The organism is Wenjunlia tyrosinilytica, from assembly GCF_014646055.1.
Lineage (GTDB): Bacteria > Actinomycetota > Actinomycetes > Streptomycetales > Streptomycetaceae > Wenjunlia > Wenjunlia tyrosinilytica.
The window spans coordinates 184,559-205,641 of sequence record NZ_BMMS01000003.1; the positions used below are offsets into that span (position 1 = coordinate 184,559).

Here is a 21,083-nt window from a genome sequence, read left to right on the forward strand (position 1 = left end):
AGGGCCGGTATTTCCCCCTCCGGGCGTGATGTACTGATCTGTGATGGTTGAGCAGGCCGCGGCCGACGCGCAGCGGCAGACCGTCCAGCGCCCCAACGCCTCCCGACTGCGCCGGGAGGCCACCCCACTGCGCTTGCTTCCGTATCTGATCATCGCGGCCATCCTCGTGCTGAACACCGCGACCACCCACGACGAGGTCTTCACGCCGCTGCTGGCCGCGGCACCCGCCCTCGCGGGAATCGGCACCAACCAGGTGTGGCGCCCGATCACCGCGGGGAGCATCGCCGCCTGCGCCCTGCTGGCGCAGCACGCCAGCCACCCCTCCCCCGAGGACGTCACCCAGTTGTTCGTCATCGTCGGGCTGACCTTCGCCAGCGCGGCGGCGGTCACCCTGTGGGACCGCCAGCAGCGGGAACTGGACGTGGTCAGAGCCATCGCGGAGGCGGCCCAGCGGGTCGTGCTGCGCCCCGTGCCGTCCAAGGTCGGTCCCCTGCGCGTCGCGGTCAGCTACCGCGCGGCCACCAAGGGGGCGAGCATCGGGGGCGATGTGTACGACGTGGCCCGCACCCCGTACGGCGTGTGCGTTCTGCTGGGGGACGTCTGCGGCAAGGGGCTGACCGCGGTGCGCACCGGCGCCGACGTCCTGGGGGCGTTCCGGGAACTGTCGCGCAGCGAGCGCGACCTCGCGTCGCTGGCTGCCCGTCTGGACCTGACGGTGTCGCACAGCGTCGGCGACGGCAGGACGCAGGAGGGCATGGCCGCGTTCGTGACGGCCGTACTGCTGAGGGTGCCGGACGGGGGCCGCGAGGCGGAACTGGTCAACTGCGGCCACCCCTCACCGATGCTGCTGAAGGACGGCAGGGCCATGTCGGTCGACCCGCCGCGCACCGCGCCGCCGCTTGGCCTGCTGGACCTGAGTGAGGGCGCCTACCGGGTGGACAAGGTGCCTTTCGACTCCGGGGACACGCTGCTGCTCTACACCGACGGGGTCAGTGAGACCCGTGACGGGGCGGGCACTTTCTATCCGCTCGCGGAACGGCTACCGAGGCTGAGCACCACCGACCCCCAGGCGCTCCTGGACGCCCTGGGGGCGGAGCTGGGCGCCTACGCCCGGCCGGGCCCGAGCGACGACGCGGCGATGCTGGCCCTGCGCCGCAGGTGACCCGGCGCGTCCGCGCACCACCGACGGCGGCGAAGCCCCCGCTTCCGGGGGGTGCGGGTGGCGAAGCCCCCGCCCGCGAGGCGAAGCCGAGCACAAACGACAAGACCGACGCCCGTCCGCGCTCTCCGCGGACACCCCCCGCCCGGGGGTGCGGGTGGCAAAGCCCCCGCCCGCGAGGCGAAGCCGAGCACAAACGACAAGACCGACGCCCGTCCGCGCTCTCCGCGGACACCCCCCGCCCGGGGGTGCGGGTGGCAAAGCCCCCGCCCGCGAGGCGAAGCCGAGCACAAACGACAAGACCGACGCCCGTCCGCGCTCTCCGCGGACATGCGTCGGTCTCGGTCTTGTGGGCGATACTGGGATCGAACCAGTGACCTCTTCGGTGTGAACGAAGCGCTCTCCCGCTGAGCTAATCGCCCGGGCGCAGGGAAAACACTACCGCACCGCGGGGGGTGGTCAGTGCGCCGCGGCCTCGTTCACCAGGGCACACCCCGCTCGTGGATGTAGATCGCGATCCCGCCGGCGGCCAGCAGGAGTCCGGCCACGAGGAAGGCCAGATTGCGTCTGCGGGTCCTGGGATCGAGCGCCTTGTGGGCTGCCTTGGTGGCCTGTTCTTTGCTCCAGCGCAGGGCGCGCTGCGCCCAGACGAACTCGGTGCCGAGCACCGCCAGGCCCAGGAAGATGGCGACCCAGCCGGGCCCGGGGAGTACCAGCATCGCCATCCCGGCGACGATGATCGCGACTCCCACCAGGAAGACGCCGACCTGCCAGGTCACATGCAGTGGCCTGGAGCGCTTGATGAACATCGGTGCCTTGGATCCGAAGACCCGCTCACCGGCGTCCGCGGCCGCCTCGTCCTCGGCGTGCCCCGGTGCGCCGGCCTCGGCGCCGCCGCCCGCGCCACCCTCGGCGGACTCGCCCTCGGGACCGGCCGCCGGCACCTCATCCGTCGGCACGGACCGCCGATCGTCACTCCCCGCTGTCATGGCACCAAAGTTACCCGACCTTTGCCTTTCACCGGAACGGCGGTTGTGCCTGGGAAAACGCTGAGCCGGACGGGGTACCCGAAGCTTCACAATCCGGGCAGAGGGGTTTACAACGTCCTTCCAGGTGGCATGTCGATTTCGCCGACGTGCGAATCCCCGAGCGCACACTGAGCGAAAGGCCCTGGCGCTTATGAACACCACGGTCAGCTGCGAGCTGCACCTGCGCCTCGTTGTGTCGAGCGAATCCTCACTGCCCGTCCCGGCGGGCCTGCGGTACGACACGGCCGATCCCTACGCCGTGCATGCCACCTTCCACACCGGCGCGGACGAGACCGTCGACTGGGTCTTCGCCCGTGACCTCCTGGCCGAGGGCCTGCACCGGCCCACCGGCACCGGCGACGTCCGAGTCTGGCCGTCCCGCAGCCACGGTCAGGGCGTCGTGTGCATCGCACTCAGCTCCCCGGAGGGCGAGGCCCTCCTGGAGGCTCCCGCACGCGCGCTGGAATCCTTCCTCAAGCGCACCGACGCCGCGGTCCCGCCCGGCACCGAGCACCGCCACTTCGACCTGGACACCGAGCTCTCGCACATCCTCGCGGAGAGCTGAGGCCCGACGCTCTCGCCGTCCTACTCGGGGGCACGGCACGAGCCAGACCCAGATGGCCAGCAACGGCCCGCAAGGCTCAACAGCACGGCACCAAGGCTTCGCCGGAGCGCCGCCACACTTGGATGATCGTCCAAGTGCGGTGGCGCTTCGCTCGTTCGCGACCGCGTCTTCCCGCGCTACAGTCACCCGTCAGAGCGCGCGGCGCACCAGCCGTGCCCAACCGCAGCGACACCTGACGGGCCAGGGGGCCATCCCGTGCTGATCACCCACGACACCCGGTGTGCGCTCGACTGCGTGGTCGACCTGCTCAACACCGATCCGCGGAGCAACGGCGAGGAGGGCCTGCCGGACGTCCCCGCGCTGCGGGCCTTCGTCAAGGCGCACCGGATAAGCGACGTGGGCGGACTCGACGAGCGCGATCTGGCCGCGGTGCGCACCACCCGGGACCGGTTCCGCGCCGTCCACCACGCCGGGTCCGACCGTGTGGCGGCCGAACTGCTGAACGCGATGGTGGCCGAGGCCGGAACCACCCCGCAGCTCACCGACCACGACGCCTACAACTGGCACATGCACTACTTCGCGCCGGGCGCGGCACTCGCCGAGCACATCGCGGCGGACGGCGGCATGGCGCTCGCATTCCTTCTGGTGGCCGGTGAACGGGAACGGCTGCGGTACTGCGACGCGCCCGACTGCCGCCGTGCCTTCGTGGACCTCTCCCGCAACCGCTCGCGCCGCTACTGCGACAGCCGCACCTGCGGGAACCGACTGCACGTCGCCGCCTACCGGGCACGCCGGCGCGAGGCCGCGGTGCCCTCCCCGAGCGGCCCGGCGGACTGAGCCCGGCCCCGGCGCCCCGGCCGCGAAAGCCCGAAAGCGAAATCTCGCACCGCACATCTCTGCGGATTACGCAATTCCATCACAAGGAGTACGGGAACGTCACACAGAGGAAATTCCCGGGTGCTCGATCGAGAGTTCAGCGATAAAGGGAATGACGTTTCATCAGACCGGGCGAATTATCCGTCGGATGACAATGGCCCACTAATGTGAGGACTTGTCAGATTCCGCGTTTGCGCAGGATCTCCTCGATCTCCTTGAAGTCCGACAGGCCGTCATCGCCGCCCCGGGCCGAGCCCTTACGGGTGGCAGCCGGGCGCTTCGCGGCAGGCTCCACCGCCGCCGGAGCGCCCTTCGACGCCTGCGAGGACGCCTTCGGGGACGCCTTGGGGGACGCCTTCGGGGCCTCGATCCGCGGGCTGTCTCCCGACGCCCTGCGCCCGGCGAAGCGCGTGACCAGGAAGAGCAGCGCGGACAGCGCCAGCACCACCACACCGGCCCACACGGTCGGCTTGAAGACCAGGTCGGCGCCCCACTTCCCGATCGCCCTGCCGATCTTCTCCCCCAGCGGGAGCACCCCGGTCATGTACAGACCGATGGGCAGCAGAGACCACGCCGCCAGGCGCGCCGCCGCCAGATACCGGCGCCGCCAAGCGGTCACGAACGTGATCGCAAGCCCCGCCCCGGACAGGGCGATGCACACCGTTGCCGTCAGCATCCCGTCGCCGCCTCAGCCGTCGCGGACATACCGCCTCCACCCCCGTAGACGTCACTCTCCCTCCCATCCTGCCTCCGCGCACGGGTGGAAGGCCATGACGCCGGCCCGTTACCGGGGAAAACTCAGGGACCCGATCCGGGCGTTCCCGGGGGCCGCCCCTCCCTGGGCGCGATCCGCCGCGCGGAAGGTGCCACACTTCACCGCATGAGTGACGCCCCACGCCGCCGCGCCGTCCTCGAGGTCTGGTGCGAGCTGCAATGCCCCGACTGCCGCACCGCGCTCGACGACATCCGCGCCCTGCGCGAACGCTACGGCGACGCCCTCACCATCGATCTGCGGCACTTCCCGCTGGAGAAGCACAGGATGGCCACCCCCGCCGCGCAGGCGGCCGAGGAGGCACTCGCCCAGGGCCAGGGCTGGCCCTACGTCGAAGCGGTGCTCTCCCGCGCGGAGGAACTGGGCGAGCGAGGCGAGAAGGTGCTCCTGGAGGTGGCCGAGGAGCTCGGCCTCGACGCCGCCGAGGTCGACACCGCGCTCATCGACGGACGGCACTTCCTGATCGTCGACGCGGACCTCGCCGAGGGCAAGGCCATCGGCGTCACGGGCACCCCGACGTATGTCATCGACGGCGTGCGGCTCGACGGAGGCAGGAGCCAGGAGGGGCTGCGCGAGCGCGTCGAGCGGATCGTGGACCGGCTCCTGGCGGGCGGCGACGGGGGGTAGCCCGCCCGGGCGAAGACCGCTCCTGGGACAGGCCTGTGCGCGAGGAGTCGCCCACGGCTACAGCAGCGGCTTGGCCAGGTAGTGGTCCGTGATCGTGAAACCCAGCGATTCGTACAGCCGCTTCGCGGGAGCGTTGGCCGCGAAGACGTTCAGTCCCAGCTCGGCCACCGCGGCGGCGGCGCACTCCGCCTCGGCGATCCGCATCAGCGTGCGCCCGTGGCCGCGCCCCCGGAAGCCGGGCCCGACCTCCACGTCGTACACCCATGCCTGCTCGGGGCGCAGGGGCCCGCGAAGGCCGACCCACACCACGCCGACCCTGGCGCCGTCGCCGGACAGGACCCGCAGGACCGTCCCCGGCGTGCGCGGTCCGTCGGCGAGCAGGTCGCGGTAGCCCTGCTCGGCCTTGGCGCGCGCCCGCTCCGGGGACAGCCCGGCCTCGACCCAGTCGCGGATGTACCCGGCCTTCTGCTCCTCCAGCCAGGCCGGGTACTCGTCGTCGCCCATGGGCCGCACGGTCATACCGTCGGGCAGGGGAAGGTGCTGGGGCGCCCGCCCCAGGCGCTTGGCCATGTGCCGCGCCATCTCGGTGTACCCCAGCGCGGACGCCAGCCGCAGCGCCGGTTCCGCCCCGCCGGGCACCTTGATCTCGACCCTCTCGCAGCCCCACTGCCGCAGCACTTCCTCAGCGGCCAGGGCGGCCACCGTGCCACGACCGCGGCGGCGGTCCGCCTCGTCGATGCGCAGCTCGCCGACCTCGCCGACGAGTGCGCCGAGGGAGCGCTTGGCCCCGACGACGACCTCGCCCGCCTCCCGGCTGTTGACGCAGACCGCGTATCGGCGCCTGCGCGCCGCGTCCGGTCCGCGCTCCTCGGGCTCCTTCGGCCTCAGCGTCGTCGTCATCGCGTTCCCCCGTCCCCTGGCCCGTCCCTGGCCCGTCCCTGACCCGTCCCTGGCCTGTCCCGCCGGTCACCGCCGTGCGGCGGCCCCGCACGGCCTCGTCCAGTGCATACCCCTCGCCCCCGACCCCACCGCCCCCAATCCCACCGCGCCCGTGCTCATCCTGCTCACCGCGCCCGTGCTCGCCCCGCCGTGCTCATGGACCCATACCCGCCGCTGCGGACGGTCACGGGGCGATGTCGGCCGCGCTCCGCTCGGCGAACACCTCCATGGCCTTGGCCGTCACCGGTCCGGGCGCGCCGGGCAGTTCCCGGCCGTCCACGCGGTTCACGGCCTGCACATCGCGCAGCGAGGAGGTCAGGAAGACCTCCTCCGCCTCGAACAGCGCGGCCAGCGGCAGATCGGCCTCCTCCGCCCCGCACCAGTCGGCCACCAGCCGCCGGGTGATCCCGGCCAGGCAGCCGGACTCCAGCGGCGGAGTCAGCAGGCGTCCGCCGAGCACGACGAAGACATTGGAGCCGGTGCCCTCGCACAGCGCGCCGGTGGTGTTGCCGAGCACCGCCTCGGAGGCACCCTGCTCGCGGGCGCGGGCGAGCGCGACCACATTCTCCGCGTAGGAGGTGGTCTTCAGACCGGCGACGGCGCTGCGTTCGTTGCGGGTCCACGGGACGGTGACGACGGCCGTGCTGTCGGGGCGGCGGCTCGTCGGCGCGAGGGCGACCACGAGCGTCGGGCCCGCCTCGCCCCGGTCCGAGCCCAGCGGGGACAGTCCGCCGGTGTAGGTGACGCGCAGCCGCCCGAGGGGTGCCGGGTTGGCCTCCAGGACGGCCTCGCAGGCGCGCCGGACCTCGTCGGCGTCGGGATCGGGCAGGCCGAGCCCGCGGGCGGAGCGGGTGAGGCGCTCGAGATGGCGGGTCAGCGCGAACGCCCGGCCCTCCTGCGCCTTGAGTGTTTCGAAGACGCCGTCGCCGACGGTGAGCCCGTGGTCGAACACGGACACTGTCGCGCTGTCGACGTCCCGCAGGCCGCCGTCCACCCAGATCGTCACCGCTGAATCCTCTCCATCGCCTGGTCGCCGGTCCCCGTGCCCAGGTCGCCGTACTCGCTCGCTCCCGACGCTACCGCCAGCAGCCTGGCGGCCTTCAGTTCTGTCTCGTCCCACTCGCGTTTGGGCTCCGATCCCCAGGTGATGCCGGCGCCGGTACCGAAGCACAGCACGGGGCCCTCGGTGGCGGCTCGGTCGATCCAGAAGGTGCGGATACCGACGGCGAGCTCGCCCTCGCCGCGGTCGGCGTCCACCCAGCCGACGCCTCCGCAGTAGGGGCCGCGGGGGGCGGTCTCCAGCTCCTCGATGATGCGCAGGGCACTGGACTTGGGTGCTCCGGTGACCGAGCCCGGGGGGAAGGTCGCGGCGAACAGCTGCGCCCAGCCGGCGCCGGGGCGCAGCTCGCCGCGGACGGTGGAGACCAGGTGGACCAGCCCGGGATGGGGTTCGACGGCGCACAGCCGCGGGACGGTGACCGTTCCGGTGGCGCACACGCGCCCGAGGTCGTTGCGGACGAGGTCCACGATCATCACGTTCTCGGCGCGGTCCTTGTCCAGCAGGTCGGCGGGGGTGCGCCCGGTGCCCTTGATGGGGCCGGACAGCACGGTGGAGCCGGTGCGGCGCAGGAAGAGCTCGGGGGACGCGGTGGCGACCTCGACCCCGTGGGCGGGCAGGCGGACCGTTCCGGCATGGGGGGCGGGGTTGCCGCGGGCGAGGACGGCGGTCAGCTCGTCGATGTCGGCGGCAGCGGGGTCGGGCAGCGGCGCGGACAGTACCCGGCACAGGTTGGCCTGGTAGACCGCGCCTTCCGCGATGCGCTCACGTATGCGGTGGACCCCGTCGACGTAGGCGGCCTCGTCCATGGAGGAGGTCCAGGCGGTGCGGTCGGGCCCGTGCCAGCGGCCGGGCACCGGGCGGTGCGGGCGCGCGGGGCGGACGGTGCCGAAGCGCGCGCACAGGATCCGGCCCTCGAAGTCCGCGACGACCGCCCAGAAGCCGGAGGAGTCGAGCGCGGCCGGGTCGGTCGTGACGTCCCGCAGGTCGGTGGCGATGCGGCCGCCGAAGCGGGCCATGGGGGCGAGCTCGGTCACGGTGCTTCCTGGTGCCGGTGTGGTGCTGGGGGCGCAAGAGACACATGATTCGCACATGCGTCCTGGTAATCACCCCTGGGGGTGGTGCGAGTGTAGGTCGGGTGCCGGGCGGGGTGTCGGGCGCACCGGTCGGCGGATGCGAGCGGAGGGGGAAGGGCCGCTGACCGGCACCTGGCCAGCACACTGCGGATAACGGAATTTGAGCTGGCTCCGGAATCCGCTAGAGTTCATGACGTCGCCGGGGCACGGAAGTGGCCCGGCGGGAGTCCCTCCCGGACGTAGCCCGGGGGAGGCGCACGCGGACGTGGCTCAGTTGGTAGAGCATCACCTTGCCAAGGTGAGGGTCGCGGGTTCGAATCCCGTCGTCCGCTCGATGGGGGCTCCTCGAGCCCCCCTCGGTGGAGTGGCCGAGAGGCGAGGCAACGGCCTGCAAAGCCGTCTACACGGGTTCAAATCCCGTCTCCACCTCCGAGGAGCCGACGGTGCCGCAGCGCGGGAAGCTTCACGGGCGATTAGCTCAGTGGGAGAGCACTACCTTGACACGGTAGGGGTCACTGGTTCAATCCCAGTATCGCCCACCAGGTCCGCGAGGACCTGCTGGTAAGGACGATTAGCTCAGCGGGAGAGCACTACCTTGACACGGTAGGGGTCACTGGTTCGATCCCAGTATCGTCCACGAGGACGAGGCCGACACGGGTCCGCAGAAAGCGCGGACTCGCGTCGGCCTCGTCATTTCGGCGTTGGCCGTTTCGGCGTTGGCCGTCGAGGACGTCGGATGGAGCCGCTCGGCCGGCGTCGGCGTCTCGAGCACCACCAGCAGCGCCGGCCCCACCGAGTCGGCGACGTGATCGTAGCCGGGGACCCTCGGCGGCCCGTATCCTCCTCTCATGACCCCGGAAGACCTCGCCAACCTGGAGCACCTGCGGCGGGCGCGGGACCTGATCGACCGGGAGTACGCGCGTCCGCTCGATGTGCCGACAATGGCCCGCCACGCGCTGATGTCCTCCGGGCACTTCTCGCGGCAGTTCCGGGCGGCCTATGGCGAGACCCCGTACAGCTATCTGATGACCCGCCGGATCGAGCGCGCGATGGCGCTGCTGCGGGCCGGGATGAGCGTGACCGACGCCTGCATGACGGTCGGCTGTACGTCGCTCGGCTCGTTCAGCTCGCGCTTCACCGAGCTGGTGGGCGAGACGCCGAGCGCGTACCGGGGCCGCGAGCACTCCGCCATTGCGGCGATGCCCGCGTGCATGGCGAAGCTGAGCACCCGGCCGAGCAGGGCCGGGTCACCGTCGAGCAGGATTGGAGAAGCGGGCGACCCGGCCGCCGCTTAGCGTTGCTCTCATGGACATCGCACTTCAGTACTGCAACATCACCGTCAACAACGTGGACGACTCGCTCGCCTTCTACCGCGACGCACTCGGCCTGGAGGTGCGCAATGACGTGGCCTCGGGCGGTTTCCGCTGGGTCACCCTCGGCAGCGCGGCCCAGCCGGGCCTGGAGATCGTGCTCTCCGAGCCGCACGCCGGACGCTCCCAGGCCGACGGCGACGCCCTCCAGGCGCTGCTGACCAAGGGCGTCCTGCCGATGATGGTCTTCCGCACCGACGATCTCGACGCCACCTTCGAGAAGGTCCAGGCCTCCGGCGCCGAGGTGCTCCAGGAGCCGATCGACCAGTCCTGGGGGCCGCGGGACTGCGCCTTCCGTGACCCCTCGGGCAACATGGTGCGGATCTCGCAGGCGAAGAAGTAGCCCTGGTCAGGACCGGGGCCCGCGTGGAACAAGCCCCGGACGCGCGAACGGGGTCCGGACGCACCCGAGGAGTGTCCGGACCCCGCCGCCTCAAAGCGGATCAGGGAATCACGAGGAGAACAGCATCCGCCCGAAGCCGCGGTGGTGGCTGCCGTGACCGTGTCCGTAGTGACCCTGGTGGCCTCCGTGAACCGCGCCCCAGGCGGGACCGGCGGGAGCGGCGTTCCCCGGGTACGCGGGCGGCGGGGCGGCGGCCGGCGGCGCCTGCTGGACCCACTGGGACTCCAGACGGGTCAGCGCCTCCAACTCCCCGTAGTCCAGGAAGATCCCCCGGCAGCCGGAGCACTGCTCGATCTGCACGCCGTTGCGGTTGTACGTCTGCATCAGCGCGTGACACTTGGGGCACTGCATGGCGACTCACTCCTTCGGTCCCGTTCCACACCGGCGGGTCACCCGCTCGGCGGTCCTCACGATACGACGTCGACCCGGGCTCGACCGGCCATCCTGGCGCACGTCTCGAGCAGGAGTTCGTCCACTTCGTCCAGCGCGCGCCCCTCACGCCGCGCCCGCACCACGGCCAGCGCGGCCGACTGGACCGTCAGCGCCCGCGCGGGCACGTCCAGGGCACCCCAGGGATCACCCTCGCCCGGCACCGCCGGGCCGCCCGCCGCCCGGTACGACCCGAGGAAGCGCGACCACACCTCGGGCGCCAGCAGGCCCGTCGCGAACCACGCCGCCGGGCGCGCCAGATCCCAGGCGGGTTCCCCCAGGCCCAGATCGTCCACGTCGATCAGCAGCCACGGGCCACCGCCGTAGCGCACCAGCTGCCCGAGGTGCAGATCGCCGTGGACCAGCACCCGAGAAGGCGGCTGCGGCCCCTCCCCTCGGGCCCAGCCGGGCAGTCCCGCCGCCGCCCGGAAGACCACGTCGTGGGCTGCCGCGTCGTCCAGCCCGCTGAGCCTGTCGAGGGCACGCGCCACCTTCGCGGGGCCGCGCATCGGGGGAACGGGGCCGGGCAGCGAGTCGACGCGGACGGTGTGGAGGCGGGCCAGCAGTACCGCCGCATCCTCCCAAGGGGCGGCATCCGGGTCATCGCGGTCGACGGGCTCGGCATAGGGCCACAGGGTGACCCGGCGGCCGAGCAGGAAGGCCTCCGGCGGGCCGCCCGGCACGGGCGCGAGCAGGATGCCGCCGAGTGGGGGCGCCGACGCGATCCGCAGCCGCGCCCCGAGCTCCGTGTGATCCGAGTCGGCGGCATGCGCCTTCGCGACGACCGTGCCAGCGCGCACGACCGTCCCGTCGGGCCGGTCGGCGAGCACCTCCGGCTCACCTCCGCCACCGGCCACCGCCAGCCGCCCCAGCCCTTCGACGAGCTCCGCTTCCACATCCACCGCCACGGAAGGAAACCCAAGCAAAGAAACCCGGGCAAAGAAACCCGAGCGATGGAACCCGAGCGGTGGAACCCGAGCAATAAGAGGGGCTTGCCCGGCACCTCCCCAGATGCCGGGCAAGCCCGCCGTCCGCGCTACCCCCGTCCCCACGGGGCCGCCGGTTCGCCTGCCCGATCCGCTCCACCGGGCCCGGAGGGCGTCTGTCAGCGCCCCATCACTCCGGCGACGGACGACGCCTGTGTGACCACCTGCTCCCAGCCGCCGAAGGCGACGGCAAGCACTATCGCCAAAGGCAGCACCATCGCCGCCGCGACCAGGGGGTGCCTGGTGCCGGAGGTCCGGCCGCCGAACAGTGCCACGGCTCGTGTCCGAGTCCAGTTGACCGTCCGCCCTGTCATGGCCCGCTCCCGTGGTCGGCTTCGCTTCCGGCGATGGTGTGAAACGCCTGTGCAGATGGGAGCGGCGGGCGGGCTGACCTCGGGGGACGAGTGGCCGCCCACCGCTTGCGCCAAGACTAGGTTTCCGCGGTGCCACCGGACGTCATGCCGTCGTACCGCTTTCCAGGCATCCCGGAGGAGGAGCGCACGAGCGTCGACGTACTCCCCTGGGTGGAGACCGCCGCCGCGGTCCCGGGGATGTCCCCGACGGGTTCCCTGTGAGGAGCTGTGTCCGGATCTGTGTCCGGAGCTGTGTCCGGGTGCCTGTCAGGACCCCACGCCGGAGGGGATCATCCGAGCCCCTTGAGGAAGCGCGCGGCCACCGGACCGGCGTCCCGGCCGCCCGATCCTCCGTCCTCGAGCAGGACCGCGAAGGCCAGGTCACCGCGGAAGCCGATCATCCAGGCGTGCGTGTGCGGCGGGGTGTCCTGCCCGAACTCCGCCGTCCCGGTCTTGGCCCCCGGCTCTCCCCCTATGCCGCGCAGCGCCTTGCCCGAGCCCTCGGTGACCACGGCCCGCATCAGGGTGCGCAGTTGACGCGCCGCATCCGGATCCAGCGGCTCGGCGGCCTTGTGCCGCTCCTTCACGGCGTCGGGCACGAGCACCGGCTGGTGGAACGAGCCGCTCCGCACGGTCGCGGCGATCGACGCCATGACCAGCGGGGAGGCCTCGACCTTTCCCTGGCCGATCATGTCGGCGGCCTTCTCGTTCTCACTCGTGGGCGCGGGCGCGCTGCCGTCGAAGGAGGCGGCGCCGACCTGCCACTCGCCGCCGATGCCGAACCGCCCCGCCGCCTCGGTCAGTGCCGCGTTGTCGAGCTTGCCGCGCAGGCCGATGAAACCGGTGTTGCAGGACTGGGCGAAGTCCTCACGGAAGGTGGTGCCCTTGGGCAGGACGAACTCCGCCTGGTTCTCGAACTTCTGACCGTTGACGGTGGCCGTGCGCGGGCAGGAGGCGGCCGTCCCGGGCTCGACCCCGGCCTCGAGCAGGGCCGCCGCGGTCACCACCTTGAATGTGGAGCCGGGTGCGTAGCGGCCGGTGAAGGCGCGGTTCCCTTCCGATCCGGGGTTGTTGGCCACGGCCAGCACCTCTCCGGTGCTGGGCCGGACGGCCACCAGGGAGGCGTTCTTCTTCAGCCCGGACAGGGCGGCGTCGGCGGCCTTCTGGGTGTCGCGGTCGATCGTCGTGCGCACCGCCCGCCCCGGCTTCGGCTTGGTGCCGAAGACCTCCCCCGACGCTTCCTTTGTCTCCTTGTCGATGATCCGGATCGTGACGCCGGGGGTTCCGGCGAGCGTGCGCTGGTAGCGGTACTGCAGGCCGGTGGCGCCCACGTCGTCCGAGTCGGCGGCCTGGGGTCCGGCGTTGGCCAGCGTCTCCTTGCTCGCCGGCCCCACCGTGCCGACGAGCGCCTTGGCGGCCGTGGGCAGGGCGCGGCGGGAGTCCCGGAACTGCAGCCCGGCGATGGGCAGCAGCTTCTCGCGCACCCGCCGGTAGACCTCGTCCCGCAGGGTGACGACGGGCACGGACTGGTCCGGCGCGGCCTTGTCCACGCGGGACTTGAGCGCCTTGATGTCGATGTCCGCGCCGAGCGCCGGATCCCCGAGCGCCTTGTAGGCGCGGTCGGGGTCGCTGAGCTTGGCGGGCCAGATGGCTATGGCCCACACCTTGCCCGTCGCGGCCAGGTCCGTGCCGTCCGCCGCGAGGATGCCGGCTCGGGTCGGCAGGGTGCGATAGCGCATCAGATGGGTGCGGCCGGTGAGCGCGGGGTGCAGCACCGAAGGAGTGAAGTGCACCTTCCAGCCGTGCTCGCCCTTGCGTACCTTCGCGGCCGAGGCGTACGTCCACCTCGTGCCGACTCCGCGCAGGGTGATGCGGGCGCGGAACGGCACGCGCGCCGCGCTGTCGCCCCCGCCCTTCTTCCTCCCCGGCGTGAGCTCGGCCTTCGTGACGTTCAGGTCCTCGTCGAACCGGGTCAGTTCGGCCCTGGCCGCCTTCGGGTCGTCGGTGAACGACGCCGCCTTCCGCTCGTCCCCCGCCGCCCACGCGGACAGGAACGACCTCGCCGCGGCGGTCGCCCCGTCCCCGTCGGACCCGCACCCCGTGGTGAGCCCGGCGAGGGTCAGGGCGGCGACCGCCGCGGCGAGCGTCGTGTGGTGGTGCACTGATCGGGCGAGTCGCACGGGTCCGTCTCCCTGGCCAAAGCTGCGTTTCCGGGCGTACACCGTACCCGAGCACGCTTGGGCCTGTTATCCACGCTGACGGCCCGTCGTCCCTCCGGAGGCGACTACGACTCGTCCTCGTGCTCCTGGGGTATCGGCTGCTCGACCAGCGCCAGTACACGGTTGGCCATGAAACGCGCCGTGCGCACAACTGATCCACTGCGGGTGACTTCGCTCACTTCGACCACCCCTCGCCGCACCGCCGTCTCCACTCTGCGCCCCGCCCTCGTGGCCACCACCTCATACGTTCTGGTGGTGTCCCCTGCGTCCACGACTATCTCCACGCGGTCACCCTTCAAGCCGTCAAACCCCCTTCGCCCATTGGTGGATGGGCAGGTATCGGCCTGCCAGGACCGGTCCCCGTCCTGTGTCTCCAGCCCTTACAGGATCCCATCCGGCACTGACAATCCCGGGCCCCGCCAAGGCGTTGCGTATCAGCACACCGGGCGGACCAGTCCGTAAGCTGTGCCACGTCAGACGGACGGGCAGCACGAGGGGCGTCCCCCACCGGAGGTAGGGGAAGAGGCCTGCCCAGCGGAGGTAGGGGAAGGGCATGGCGATGATGCGGCTCCGGCGCGAGGATCCGCGTGTTGTCGGCTCCTTCCGGCTTCACCGGCGCCTCGGTGCGGGCGGTATGGGCGTGGTCTATCTGGGCTCGGACAAGCGCGGCCAGCGGGTGGCGCTGAAGCTGATCCGGCCGGAGCTGGCGGAGGATCAGGAGTTCAGGTCCCGGTTCGCCCGCGAGGTCTCCGCCGCGTCCCGGATCCGGGGCGGCTGCACCGCCCGCCTCGTGGCCGCGGACATCGAGGCGGACCGCCCGTGGCTGGCCACCCAGTACGTACCGGGCCCCTCCCTCTACGACAAGGTCGGCGACCAGGGCCCGCTGCCCGCCGCCGAGGTGGCCTCCATCGGGGCGGCGCTCGCCGAGGGCCTGGTCGCCGTGCACGAGGCCGGGGTGGTCCACCGCGATCTGAAGCCGTCGAACATCCTGCTCTCCCCCAAGGGCCCGCGGATCATCGACTTCGGCATCGCCTGGGCCACGGGCGCCAGCACGCTCACCCATGTCGGCACGGCCGTCGGCTCGCCCGGCTTCCTCGCACCCGAACAGGTGCGCGGAGCCGCCGTGACGCCCTCGACCGACGTGTTCGCGCTCGGCGCCACCCTCGCCTACGCGGCGACCGCCGACTCACCGTTCGGGCACGGCAGTTCCGAGGTCATGCTCTACCGCGTCGTGCACGAGGAGCCGGATCTGCGGGCCGTGCCGAGCTCGCTGACGCTCCTGATCGCGTCCTGCCTGGCGAAGGACCCCGATGACCGGCCGAGCACCGCGCAACTGCACGAACGGCTGGGCGAGATCCACGCCCGCGAGGCGCGGGGCCTGGACCCGGTACGGGGCTTCCCGACGACGACGCAGGACCGGCCCAAGGGACGCGACGCGGCACACTACGCCCAGCAGCGCACCGAGCAGCGGCGGCCCGGCCAGGCCTCCGGCCGCGGCACCTCGAGCACCGGTCGGCCGACGGCGAGCACGTCCTCCTCCCGGCCGGGCGGCGCCCCCTCGCGTCCGGGCAATTCCGCCCCCAGACCCGGCAATCCGTCCTCACGGCCGGGCAACTCCGCCTCACGCCCGGGCCGCCCGCCCGCCCCGACGCAGCGCATCCCCGGCTCCCCCCGTCCCCCGGGCAGGGACCGCGACCGCAGGCTGCTGCGCCAGCGCCTCGTCGTCTTCGTCACCGTGACCCTGCTGGTGGCCGCGGGCATCGCGACGGCGCAGGGCTGCCAGGGGCCGGACGGCAACGACGGCCTCGGCCGACCGGACGACGGCACCGCCCGGCCCTCCTCCTCGGCGCCGGCCACGACCGGAACCGCCGCCGAGCGGGAGCCCCCCGCGCGCGTGCCGAAGGGCAATGTCGCTCCCCCGGCCCCCGGCCGGGGTACCGCCGGGACGGCCGCCGCGGCACTGTCGTTGACCGGCCCGCCCACGCAGACCCCGCACGTCGACTGGGCGAACCGCCGCTACACCGACCCCGCCGGCGGCGGCGCGCTGCCCCTGCGCAACGGTGAGCTGCGCTCCGCCTCGGGCGATCAGGTGAAGCTGACGCGGCTGCTGCCCGCGGGGTACGACGGGCGGCCGGCGCAGGTCGTGGTGCTCACCCGGGTGGCCGGACCGGTCCGTGAGCACCTGGTGGAGATGTTCGCGTTCCACCGGCAGCGTCCGGTCCTGGTGGCCTCGCATGTCGTTCCCGCCGCCCCGGGCGCCGCCTACAAGTGGCGGATCGCCCGGGGGAGGGTCGTGCGCGAGGAGCGTTCGGGGAAAGCCTCCCCGCGGGTGGGCGGCGCCCCGGCCACGAGCTTCGCACCGCTTGCCGACGGCACCTTCGCCGAGCGGGGCGCCACTCCCCGTTCGTAGCCGTTCGCTGATCTCTTCGCAGATCTGTTCGTCGTGCTCTTCGCAGTGCTCTTCGCAGTGCTCTTCGTAGTGCCGTTCTTACTGCTGTTCTCAATGCGTTCAGTGCTGTTCTCAATGCTGTTCGTAGTGCTCTTCGTAGTGCTGTTCGTAGTGCTGTTCGTGGAGAGCCGGTTTCGTGCGGAGCCGTTCGCGAGATCCTTCGTCGAGCGGACGTGTCAGGGCTGGAGCGTGTAAGCGGGGAAGTTTCCGGGGAGCCGCTCGTCGGCCGGTCCCTCCGTGACGGCGCGCACCAGCAGCTCGCCGCCGACGAACGCCCCTCGCCAGGAGGAGCCGAGGCCGCCGAAGAACTCCTCGCGGTCGCCGCGCGAGCGGGGCCCGTTGATACCCACCTTGAACGCGCGGACCTCACCGGCCAGGCGCTTGGCGGTGACCGCGTCGTCGCAGGAGAGGGTGGCGACCAGGGCGCCGTTGGACGCGTTCATCGTGGCCAGCAGTTCGGCCTCGGTGTCGACGAGGACGATAGTGTCGACCGGGCCGAACGGCTCCGCGTGGAACAGCGGGGAGGAGCGCGGCGGCGCGAGGATCGAGGCGGGGGCGACGTAGGCGGAGGTGTCCTGCCCCGGCAGGAACCGGCCGTCGTCCAGTGAGCCCCGGTGGATGGGCACCGCGCCCTTCGCCACGGCCTCGTCGAGCTGGTTCGCCAGTTCCTTGGCCTTGGCGTTGTTGATCAGCGGGCCGAAGTCGAGCTCTGGCAGTTCGTCCTCGGGGTGCTCCACGGCGAGCGGGTGGCCGAAGCGGACCTGGCGCACGGCGTCGAGGTAGGACCCCAGGAAGCGGTCGAAGAGCGAGCGCTGGACGACGAACCGCGGGTAGGCGGTGCAGCGCTGCTTGGCGTAGTCGAAGGTCTTGCGGATCTGCCCGGTGAGCTTGTCCCAGTCGCCGTACTCCCACACGCCCCAGCAGTTGAGGCCCTCCTGCTCGAGGATGTGGCGGCGTTCGAGGTCGGTCAGGGCGGTGGCGATCTGCCCTCCGGCGTCCCGCCCGCCGACGAACGACACACAGGCGATCTCGGGCGCCTGCACCAGGGCCGGGGACAGCTCGGCGCCGCCTCCGCTGACCAGGGTGAAGGGCAGGCCCTCCCGGGCGGCGAGGGCGCAGCTGAGGGTCAGGCAGGCCAGTCCGCCGTCCGTCGGGGTCTTGGCCACGGCCGCGTTGCCCGCCAGGACCTGGACGAGCATCGCGTGGACCAGCACGCTCATCGGGTAGTTCCAGCTGGCGATATTGCTGACCGGCCCCTCCAGCGGGGTGCGGCCCTCGACCATGCGGTCGATCTCCTCGACGTACCAGCGCACACCCTCGATACAGCGGTCGACGTCCGCGCAGGCCAGGCGCCAGGGCTTGCCGATCTCCCACACGAGCAGGAGGGCGAGCAGGTCCCGGTGCTCGGCGAGCGCGTCGAGGGTGGCGACGACCCTCGCCTTGCGCTCGGCCGGCGGTACCTCGCGCCAGGCGCGGTGGGCGTCGTGGGCGGCGCGGACCGCGTCCAGCGCCGCCGCGGTGTCGAGTCGGGGCGGGCCGGTGATGGCGGTGCCGTCGACGGGGGAGGTGGCCGGGGAGGGCCGGCCGTCGCGGTGCCAGGTGCCGTTCCACAGGTTGCGCACCTGGTGGTCGGCGTCGAAGGCCTCGGGGGCCACTTCCCGGCATCGGGCATAGGCGTCGGACCATGCCGTGCCGGGCTTGAGGATGAGATGCGAACCAGTCACTCGTCGCGCTCCTTCCACGGGGCGGCCCTGGGGCCTGCCCGGGTGGCGTGAAGGTGTGTTCGGAAGGATCACACCAAATCACAGACCGTGGCGTTCCGCTGGGAGAACTGTTGTCAATAGGGGCTGCCTCACATGTGGAGGCTGGCGCAGGGGTCCGGCCGGAGGGTAGCTTTCTAAGCGCTTGCTTAGTCATGTACTCAGTCCAGTCGAGGAGGACGAGGTTCCGCCATGCGCATTTTCAACGGACTCGACGAGCTGACCCGGGCCAAGGGCGAGAAGCTCGGGACCAGCGAGTGGCACACCGTCACGCAGGAGCAGGTGGACCTCTTCGCCGAGGCCACCGGCGACCACCAGTGGATCCATGTCGACCCCGAGCGCGCCGCGGCGGGGCCCTTCGGCGGGACCATCGCCCACGGGTTCCTGACATTGTCGCTCATCCCCCTGCTCAGCCGGCAGATCTACCGGGTCGACGGGGTGAGCATGGGCGTCAACTACGGCACCAACAAGGTGCGCTTCCCCTCCCCCGTGCCGGTCGGGTCGCGGGTGCGAGGATCGGCGGAACTGGTCGAGGTCGCCGATGTGGCCCAGGGCAAGCAGGCGATCGTCCGCTTCACGGTCGAGATCGAGGGCCAGGACAAGCCGGGGTGCGTCGCGGAGTCCGTCGTCCTGCTGGTCCCCTGAGCCCCGTCCCGCCGAGAACCCTGAGCCGCCGAGAACCCTGAGCCGCCGAGAAGGAGAACAGGCATGACGACCGTCACCGCCGACGACCTGCGCGAGCGCGTGCGGGCGCTGCTCGCCGAGCACGACCCCGGCTCGACCGACCGGGACGACTTCCTGCGCGCCCGCTTCGACGCGGGGCTGGCGTGGGTCCACTTCCCCGTCGGCCTCGGCGGCCTCGGGGCGCCCCGAGGCCTCCAGGCGGTGGTCAACGCCGAACTCGCCGACGCCGAGGCCCCGGACAACAACCCCCCGCGCATCGGCATCGGCCTGGGCATGGCCGCGCCGACCATCCTGAAGTTCGGCACCGACGAGCAGAAGCACCGCTTCCTGCGCCCGCTGTGGACGGGTGAGGAGGTGTGGTGCCAGTTGTTCAGCGAGCCGGGCGCGGGCTCGGACCTGGCGGCGCTCGGCACCCGGGCCGTCCGCGACGGCGACGACTGGGTGGTGACCGGGCAGAAGGTGTGGACCTCGGGTGCCCACAGTGCCCGCTGGGCCATATTGATCGCCCGCACCGACCCCGACCTGCCCAAGCACCGCGGCATCACGTACTTCGTGTGCGACATGAGCGCGCCGGGGGTCGAGGTGCGGCCGCTGCGGCAGATCACCGGCGAGGCGGAGTTCAACGAGGTCTTCCTCACCGAGGTGCGCATCCCGGACGCCCACCGGCTCGGCGAGGTCGGCGACGGCTGGCGGGTCGCGCAGACCACGCTGATGAACGAGCGGGTGGCCATCGGCGGCGGCGCCATGCCCCGTGAGGGCGGCCTGATCGGCATCGTCGCCGACACCTGGCGCAAGCGGCCCGAGCTGCGCACCCCCGATCTGCACGACCGCCTGCTGCGGCTGTGGGTCGACGCCGAGGTGTCCCGACTCGCCGGTGAGCGCCTGCGGCAGCAACTGGCCGCGGGGGCACCCGGCCCCGAGGGCTCCGCGATGAAGCTGGCGTTCGCGCGGCTGAACCAGGCCATCAGCGGCCTGGAGGTTGAGCTCCTCGGCGAGGAGGGCCTGCGCTACGAGGAGTGGACGATGCACCGCCCCGACATCGTGGACTTCGGCGGGCGGGACGCGGGCTACCGCTACCTGCGCGCCAAGGGCAACTCCATCGAGGGAGGCACGTCGGAGATCCTGCGCAACATCATCTCCGAGCGCGTTCTCGGGCTGCCGTCCGAGCCGCGCAACGACAAGGACATCGCCTGGAAGGACCTGCCCCGATGACGAGCCCGGACCTGCTGTACTCCGACGTCGAGGACGACCTGCGCTCCTCCGTGCGATCGCTGCTCGCCGACCGCTGCCCGCCGACCGCGGTCCTGGCGCGCTGCGAGGGCGACCGGCCGCACGACCTCCCCCTGTGGAGCACCCTCGCCCGTGAGCTGGGACTGGCCGGGCTGCTGGTGCCCGAGGCACTGGGCGGTCATGGCGCCTCGGCCCGTGAGGCCGCCGTGGTCCTGGAAGAACTGGGCGCAGCCATCACCCCGGTCCCGTTCCTCTCCAGCGCCGTACTGGCCACCTCCGCGCTGCTGGCCTGCCGGGGCGCGGAGCCGGAGCTGACCTCACTGGCCTCGGGCGGGCTGACGGCCGCGCTGGCCGTGCCGCTGTCCGCGGCCGCCGACGGGGCGTTCCCCGGGGGTGTGCGGGCCGACGAGGACGGGGTGCTGACCGGGCGGGTCGGCAGCGTCCCCGACGGCGCGGTGGCAGACCTGCTGGTGGTGCCGGCCGTGGGCCCGGACGGCCCGGGGCTGTACACGGTGCGGACCGATGCCGGTGGGGTGGACCGCTCGGCCCCGGTGCCGCTGGACCTGACCCGGCCGATCGCCGACATCTCGTTCGAGCAGGCGCCCGGACGCCTGCTGGCCGGACCGGGACAGGCCGAGCCGGCGCTGGAGCGGGCGCTGCTGACCGGGGCCGGGCTGCTCGCCTCGGAACAGCTCGGGATCGCCCAGTGGTGCCTGGAGACGACGGTGGCGTATCTGAAGGAGCGCACGCAGTTCGCTCGCCCGGTGGGATCGTTCCAGTCGCTCAAGCACCGACTGGCCGACCTGTGGCTCGAGCTGGTGTCCGCCCGGGCGGCGGCGCGCAACGCAGCCGACGCGCTGGCCGCCGGCAGCCCGGACGCCCCCGTGGCGGTGGCCCTCGCACAGGCGTACTGTGCTCCGGCCGCGGTTCGCGCGGCGGAGGAGTGCGTCCAGCTGCACGGCGGCATCGGGATGACCTGGGAGCACCCGGCTCACCTGTTCCTGAAGCGGGCCAAGGCGGACGAGATCGCCCTGGGCACACCGGGGCGGCACCGGGCGCGGCTCGGGCATCTGGTGGGCCTGCCGGGCTGAGCGCGCCGCC

At 72.3% G+C, this 21,083-nt stretch carries 21 protein-coding genes, 5 tRNA genes and 1 pseudogene; 15 read left to right on the forward strand and 12 right to left on the reverse strand.

Going from position 1 to position 21,083, the window contains the following annotated elements; genetic code table 11:
- The first annotated feature begins 43 nt into the window (after positions 1–43).
- Entirely contained in the window at positions 44–1,162 is a 1,119-nt protein-coding gene (locus tag IEY86_RS04655) for a PP2C family protein-serine/threonine phosphatase (RefSeq protein ID WP_189130214.1), read from the forward strand.
- Between the two features lie 347 nt (positions 1,163–1,509).
- Here the strand turns inward: IEY86_RS04655 and IEY86_RS04660 are convergent.
- Both IEY86_RS04660 and IEY86_RS04665 read right to left on the reverse strand, forming a co-directional pair.
- A tRNA-Val gene (locus IEY86_RS04660) sits at positions 1,510–1,581 on the reverse strand.
- Between the two features lie 57 nt (positions 1,582–1,638).
- Positions 1,639–2,118, reverse strand: a complete 480-nt coding sequence (locus IEY86_RS04665) for a TIGR02611 family protein (RefSeq protein ID WP_229698155.1) — start codon at positions 2,116–2,118, stop codon at positions 1,639–1,641.
- A 220-nt stretch (positions 2,119–2,338) separates the two neighbouring features.
- Between IEY86_RS04665 and IEY86_RS04670 the strand changes: the two genes are divergently transcribed.
- Both IEY86_RS04670 and IEY86_RS04675 read left to right on the forward strand, forming a co-directional pair.
- Positions 2,339–2,752 (forward strand): SsgA family sporulation/cell division regulator, encoded by a 414-nt coding sequence (locus tag IEY86_RS04670; RefSeq protein ID WP_018382204.1) that lies wholly within the window; start codon positions 2,339–2,341, stop codon positions 2,750–2,752.
- 255 nt (positions 2,753–3,007) lie between these two features.
- Entirely contained in the window at positions 3,008–3,589 is a 582-nt protein-coding gene (locus IEY86_RS04675; RefSeq protein ID WP_189130216.1) for a CGNR zinc finger domain-containing protein, read from the forward strand.
- Between the two features lie 217 nt (positions 3,590–3,806).
- Here the strand turns inward: IEY86_RS04675 and IEY86_RS04680 are convergent, their stop codons facing one another.
- A complete protein-coding gene (locus IEY86_RS04680; protein WP_189130217.1) occupies positions 3,807–4,304 on the reverse strand; it encodes a hypothetical protein in 498 nt (165 codons plus the stop codon).
- 204 nt (positions 4,305–4,508) lie between these two features.
- On the opposite strand from IEY86_RS04680, the gene IEY86_RS04685 reads away from it, so the two are divergent.
- Positions 4,509–5,027 carry a DsbA family protein gene (locus tag IEY86_RS04685; protein WP_189130218.1) on the forward strand — a complete coding sequence of 173 codons (519 nt, stop codon included), beginning with the start codon at positions 4,509–4,511 and terminating at the stop codon, positions 5,025–5,027.
- A gap of 57 nt (positions 5,028–5,084) precedes the next feature.
- Here the strand turns inward: IEY86_RS04685 and IEY86_RS04690 are convergent, their stop codons facing one another.
- From IEY86_RS04690 to IEY86_RS04700, 3 genes are all read right to left on the reverse strand, one after another.
- On the reverse strand, positions 5,085–5,927 hold the full coding sequence (locus IEY86_RS04690; protein WP_189130219.1) for a GNAT family N-acetyltransferase: 843 nt from the start codon (positions 5,925–5,927) through the stop codon (positions 5,085–5,087).
- Between the two features lie 223 nt (positions 5,928–6,150).
- A complete protein-coding gene (locus IEY86_RS04695) occupies positions 6,151–6,972 on the reverse strand; it encodes an aminotransferase class IV (protein ID WP_189130220.1) in 822 nt (273 codons plus the stop codon).
- Entirely contained in the window at positions 6,969–8,042 is a 1,074-nt protein-coding gene (locus IEY86_RS04700) for a chorismate-binding protein (RefSeq protein WP_373286955.1), read from the reverse strand. Before IEY86_RS04700 ends, IEY86_RS04695 begins: the two co-directional genes overlap by 4 nt.
- 316 nt (positions 8,043–8,358) lie before the next feature.
- Between IEY86_RS04700 and IEY86_RS04705 the strand changes: the two genes are divergently transcribed.
- The 6 genes from IEY86_RS04705 (at position 8,359) to IEY86_RS04730 (ending at position 9,812) form a co-directional block, all read left to right on the forward strand.
- Positions 8,359–8,431: transfer RNA gene (locus IEY86_RS04705), tRNA-Gly, on the forward strand.
- Between the two features lie 26 nt (positions 8,432–8,457).
- Positions 8,458–8,528, forward strand: a tRNA-Cys gene (locus IEY86_RS04710).
- Between the two features lie 38 nt (positions 8,529–8,566).
- Positions 8,567–8,641, forward strand: a tRNA-Val gene (locus IEY86_RS04715).
- A gap of 23 nt (positions 8,642–8,664) precedes the next feature.
- Positions 8,665–8,736, forward strand: a tRNA-Val gene (locus IEY86_RS04720).
- A 211-nt stretch (positions 8,737–8,947) separates the two neighbouring features.
- Positions 8,948–9,394: a helix-turn-helix transcriptional regulator gene (locus IEY86_RS04725; protein WP_189130222.1), complete on the forward strand. Its 447-nt coding sequence runs from the start codon at positions 8,948–8,950 to the stop codon at positions 9,392–9,394.
- Positions 9,395–9,404: 10 nt separating this feature from the next.
- Positions 9,405–9,812, forward strand: coding sequence for a VOC family protein (locus IEY86_RS04730; protein ID WP_189130223.1), 408 nt, complete (start codon positions 9,405–9,407; stop codon positions 9,810–9,812).
- A 108-nt stretch (positions 9,813–9,920) separates the two neighbouring features.
- Here the strand turns inward: IEY86_RS04730 and IEY86_RS04735 are convergent, their stop codons facing one another.
- The 3 genes from IEY86_RS04735 to IEY86_RS04745 all read right to left on the reverse strand — a co-directional run bounded on the left by IEY86_RS04735 (position 9,921) and on the right by IEY86_RS04745 (position 11,601).
- A complete protein-coding gene (locus tag IEY86_RS04735) occupies positions 9,921–10,223 on the reverse strand; it encodes a TFIIB-type zinc ribbon-containing protein (RefSeq protein ID WP_189130224.1) in 303 nt (100 codons plus the stop codon).
- 56 nt (positions 10,224–10,279) lie between these two features.
- A complete protein-coding gene (locus IEY86_RS04740) occupies positions 10,280–11,197 on the reverse strand; it encodes a phosphotransferase (protein ID WP_373286956.1) in 918 nt (305 codons plus the stop codon).
- Between the two features lie 209 nt (positions 11,198–11,406).
- The gene (locus tag IEY86_RS04745) at positions 11,407–11,601 is read right to left on the reverse strand and encodes a hypothetical protein (protein WP_189130225.1); all 195 of its coding nucleotides are present in this window, start codon (positions 11,599–11,601) and stop codon (positions 11,407–11,409) included.
- Positions 11,602–11,730: 129 nt separating this feature from the next.
- Between IEY86_RS04745 and IEY86_RS37480 the strand changes: the two genes are divergently transcribed.
- On the forward strand, positions 11,731–11,862 hold the full coding sequence (locus IEY86_RS37480) for a hypothetical protein (protein WP_265803720.1): 132 nt from the start codon (positions 11,731–11,733) through the stop codon (positions 11,860–11,862).
- Positions 11,863–11,930: 68 nt separating this feature from the next.
- Here the strand turns inward: IEY86_RS37480 and IEY86_RS04750 are convergent, their stop codons facing one another.
- Together IEY86_RS04750 and IEY86_RS04755 are read right to left on the reverse strand one after the other, a co-directional pair.
- Positions 11,931–13,820 (reverse strand): penicillin-binding transpeptidase domain-containing protein, encoded by a 1,890-nt coding sequence (locus IEY86_RS04750; RefSeq protein ID WP_189130226.1) that lies wholly within the window; start codon positions 13,818–13,820, stop codon positions 11,931–11,933.
- Between the two features lie 104 nt (positions 13,821–13,924).
- Positions 13,925–14,158 (reverse strand): DUF8836 family protein, encoded by a 234-nt coding sequence (locus IEY86_RS04755; protein WP_189130227.1) that lies wholly within the window; start codon positions 14,156–14,158, stop codon positions 13,925–13,927.
- Between the two features lie 254 nt (positions 14,159–14,412).
- On the opposite strand from IEY86_RS04755, the pseudogene IEY86_RS04760 reads away from it, so the two are divergent.
- Positions 14,413–15,672, forward strand: a pseudogene (locus IEY86_RS04760) (serine/threonine-protein kinase); the annotation flags it as partial.
- Positions 15,673–16,484: 812 nt separating this feature from the next.
- Here IEY86_RS04760 and IEY86_RS04765 read toward each other — a convergent pair.
- Positions 16,485–18,032: an aldehyde dehydrogenase family protein gene (locus IEY86_RS04765; protein WP_189130229.1), complete on the reverse strand. Its 1,548-nt coding sequence runs from the start codon at positions 18,030–18,032 to the stop codon at positions 16,485–16,487.
- A 228-nt stretch (positions 18,033–18,260) separates the two neighbouring features.
- On the opposite strand from IEY86_RS04765, the gene IEY86_RS04770 reads away from it, so the two are divergent.
- From IEY86_RS04770 to IEY86_RS04780, 3 genes are all read left to right on the forward strand, one after another.
- Complete coding sequence (locus tag IEY86_RS04770; RefSeq protein ID WP_189130230.1) at positions 18,261–18,713, forward strand: MaoC family dehydratase; 453 nt, start codon at positions 18,261–18,263, stop codon at positions 18,711–18,713.
- A 63-nt stretch (positions 18,714–18,776) separates the two neighbouring features.
- A complete protein-coding gene (locus tag IEY86_RS04775) occupies positions 18,777–19,964 on the forward strand; it encodes an acyl-CoA dehydrogenase family protein (protein WP_189130231.1) in 1,188 nt (395 codons plus the stop codon).
- A complete protein-coding gene (locus IEY86_RS04780) occupies positions 19,961–21,073 on the forward strand; it encodes an acyl-CoA dehydrogenase family protein (protein ID WP_189130232.1) in 1,113 nt (370 codons plus the stop codon). The genes IEY86_RS04775 and IEY86_RS04780 overlap by 4 nt, the downstream gene beginning before the upstream one ends.
- Positions 21,074–21,083 lie beyond the last annotated feature (10 nt).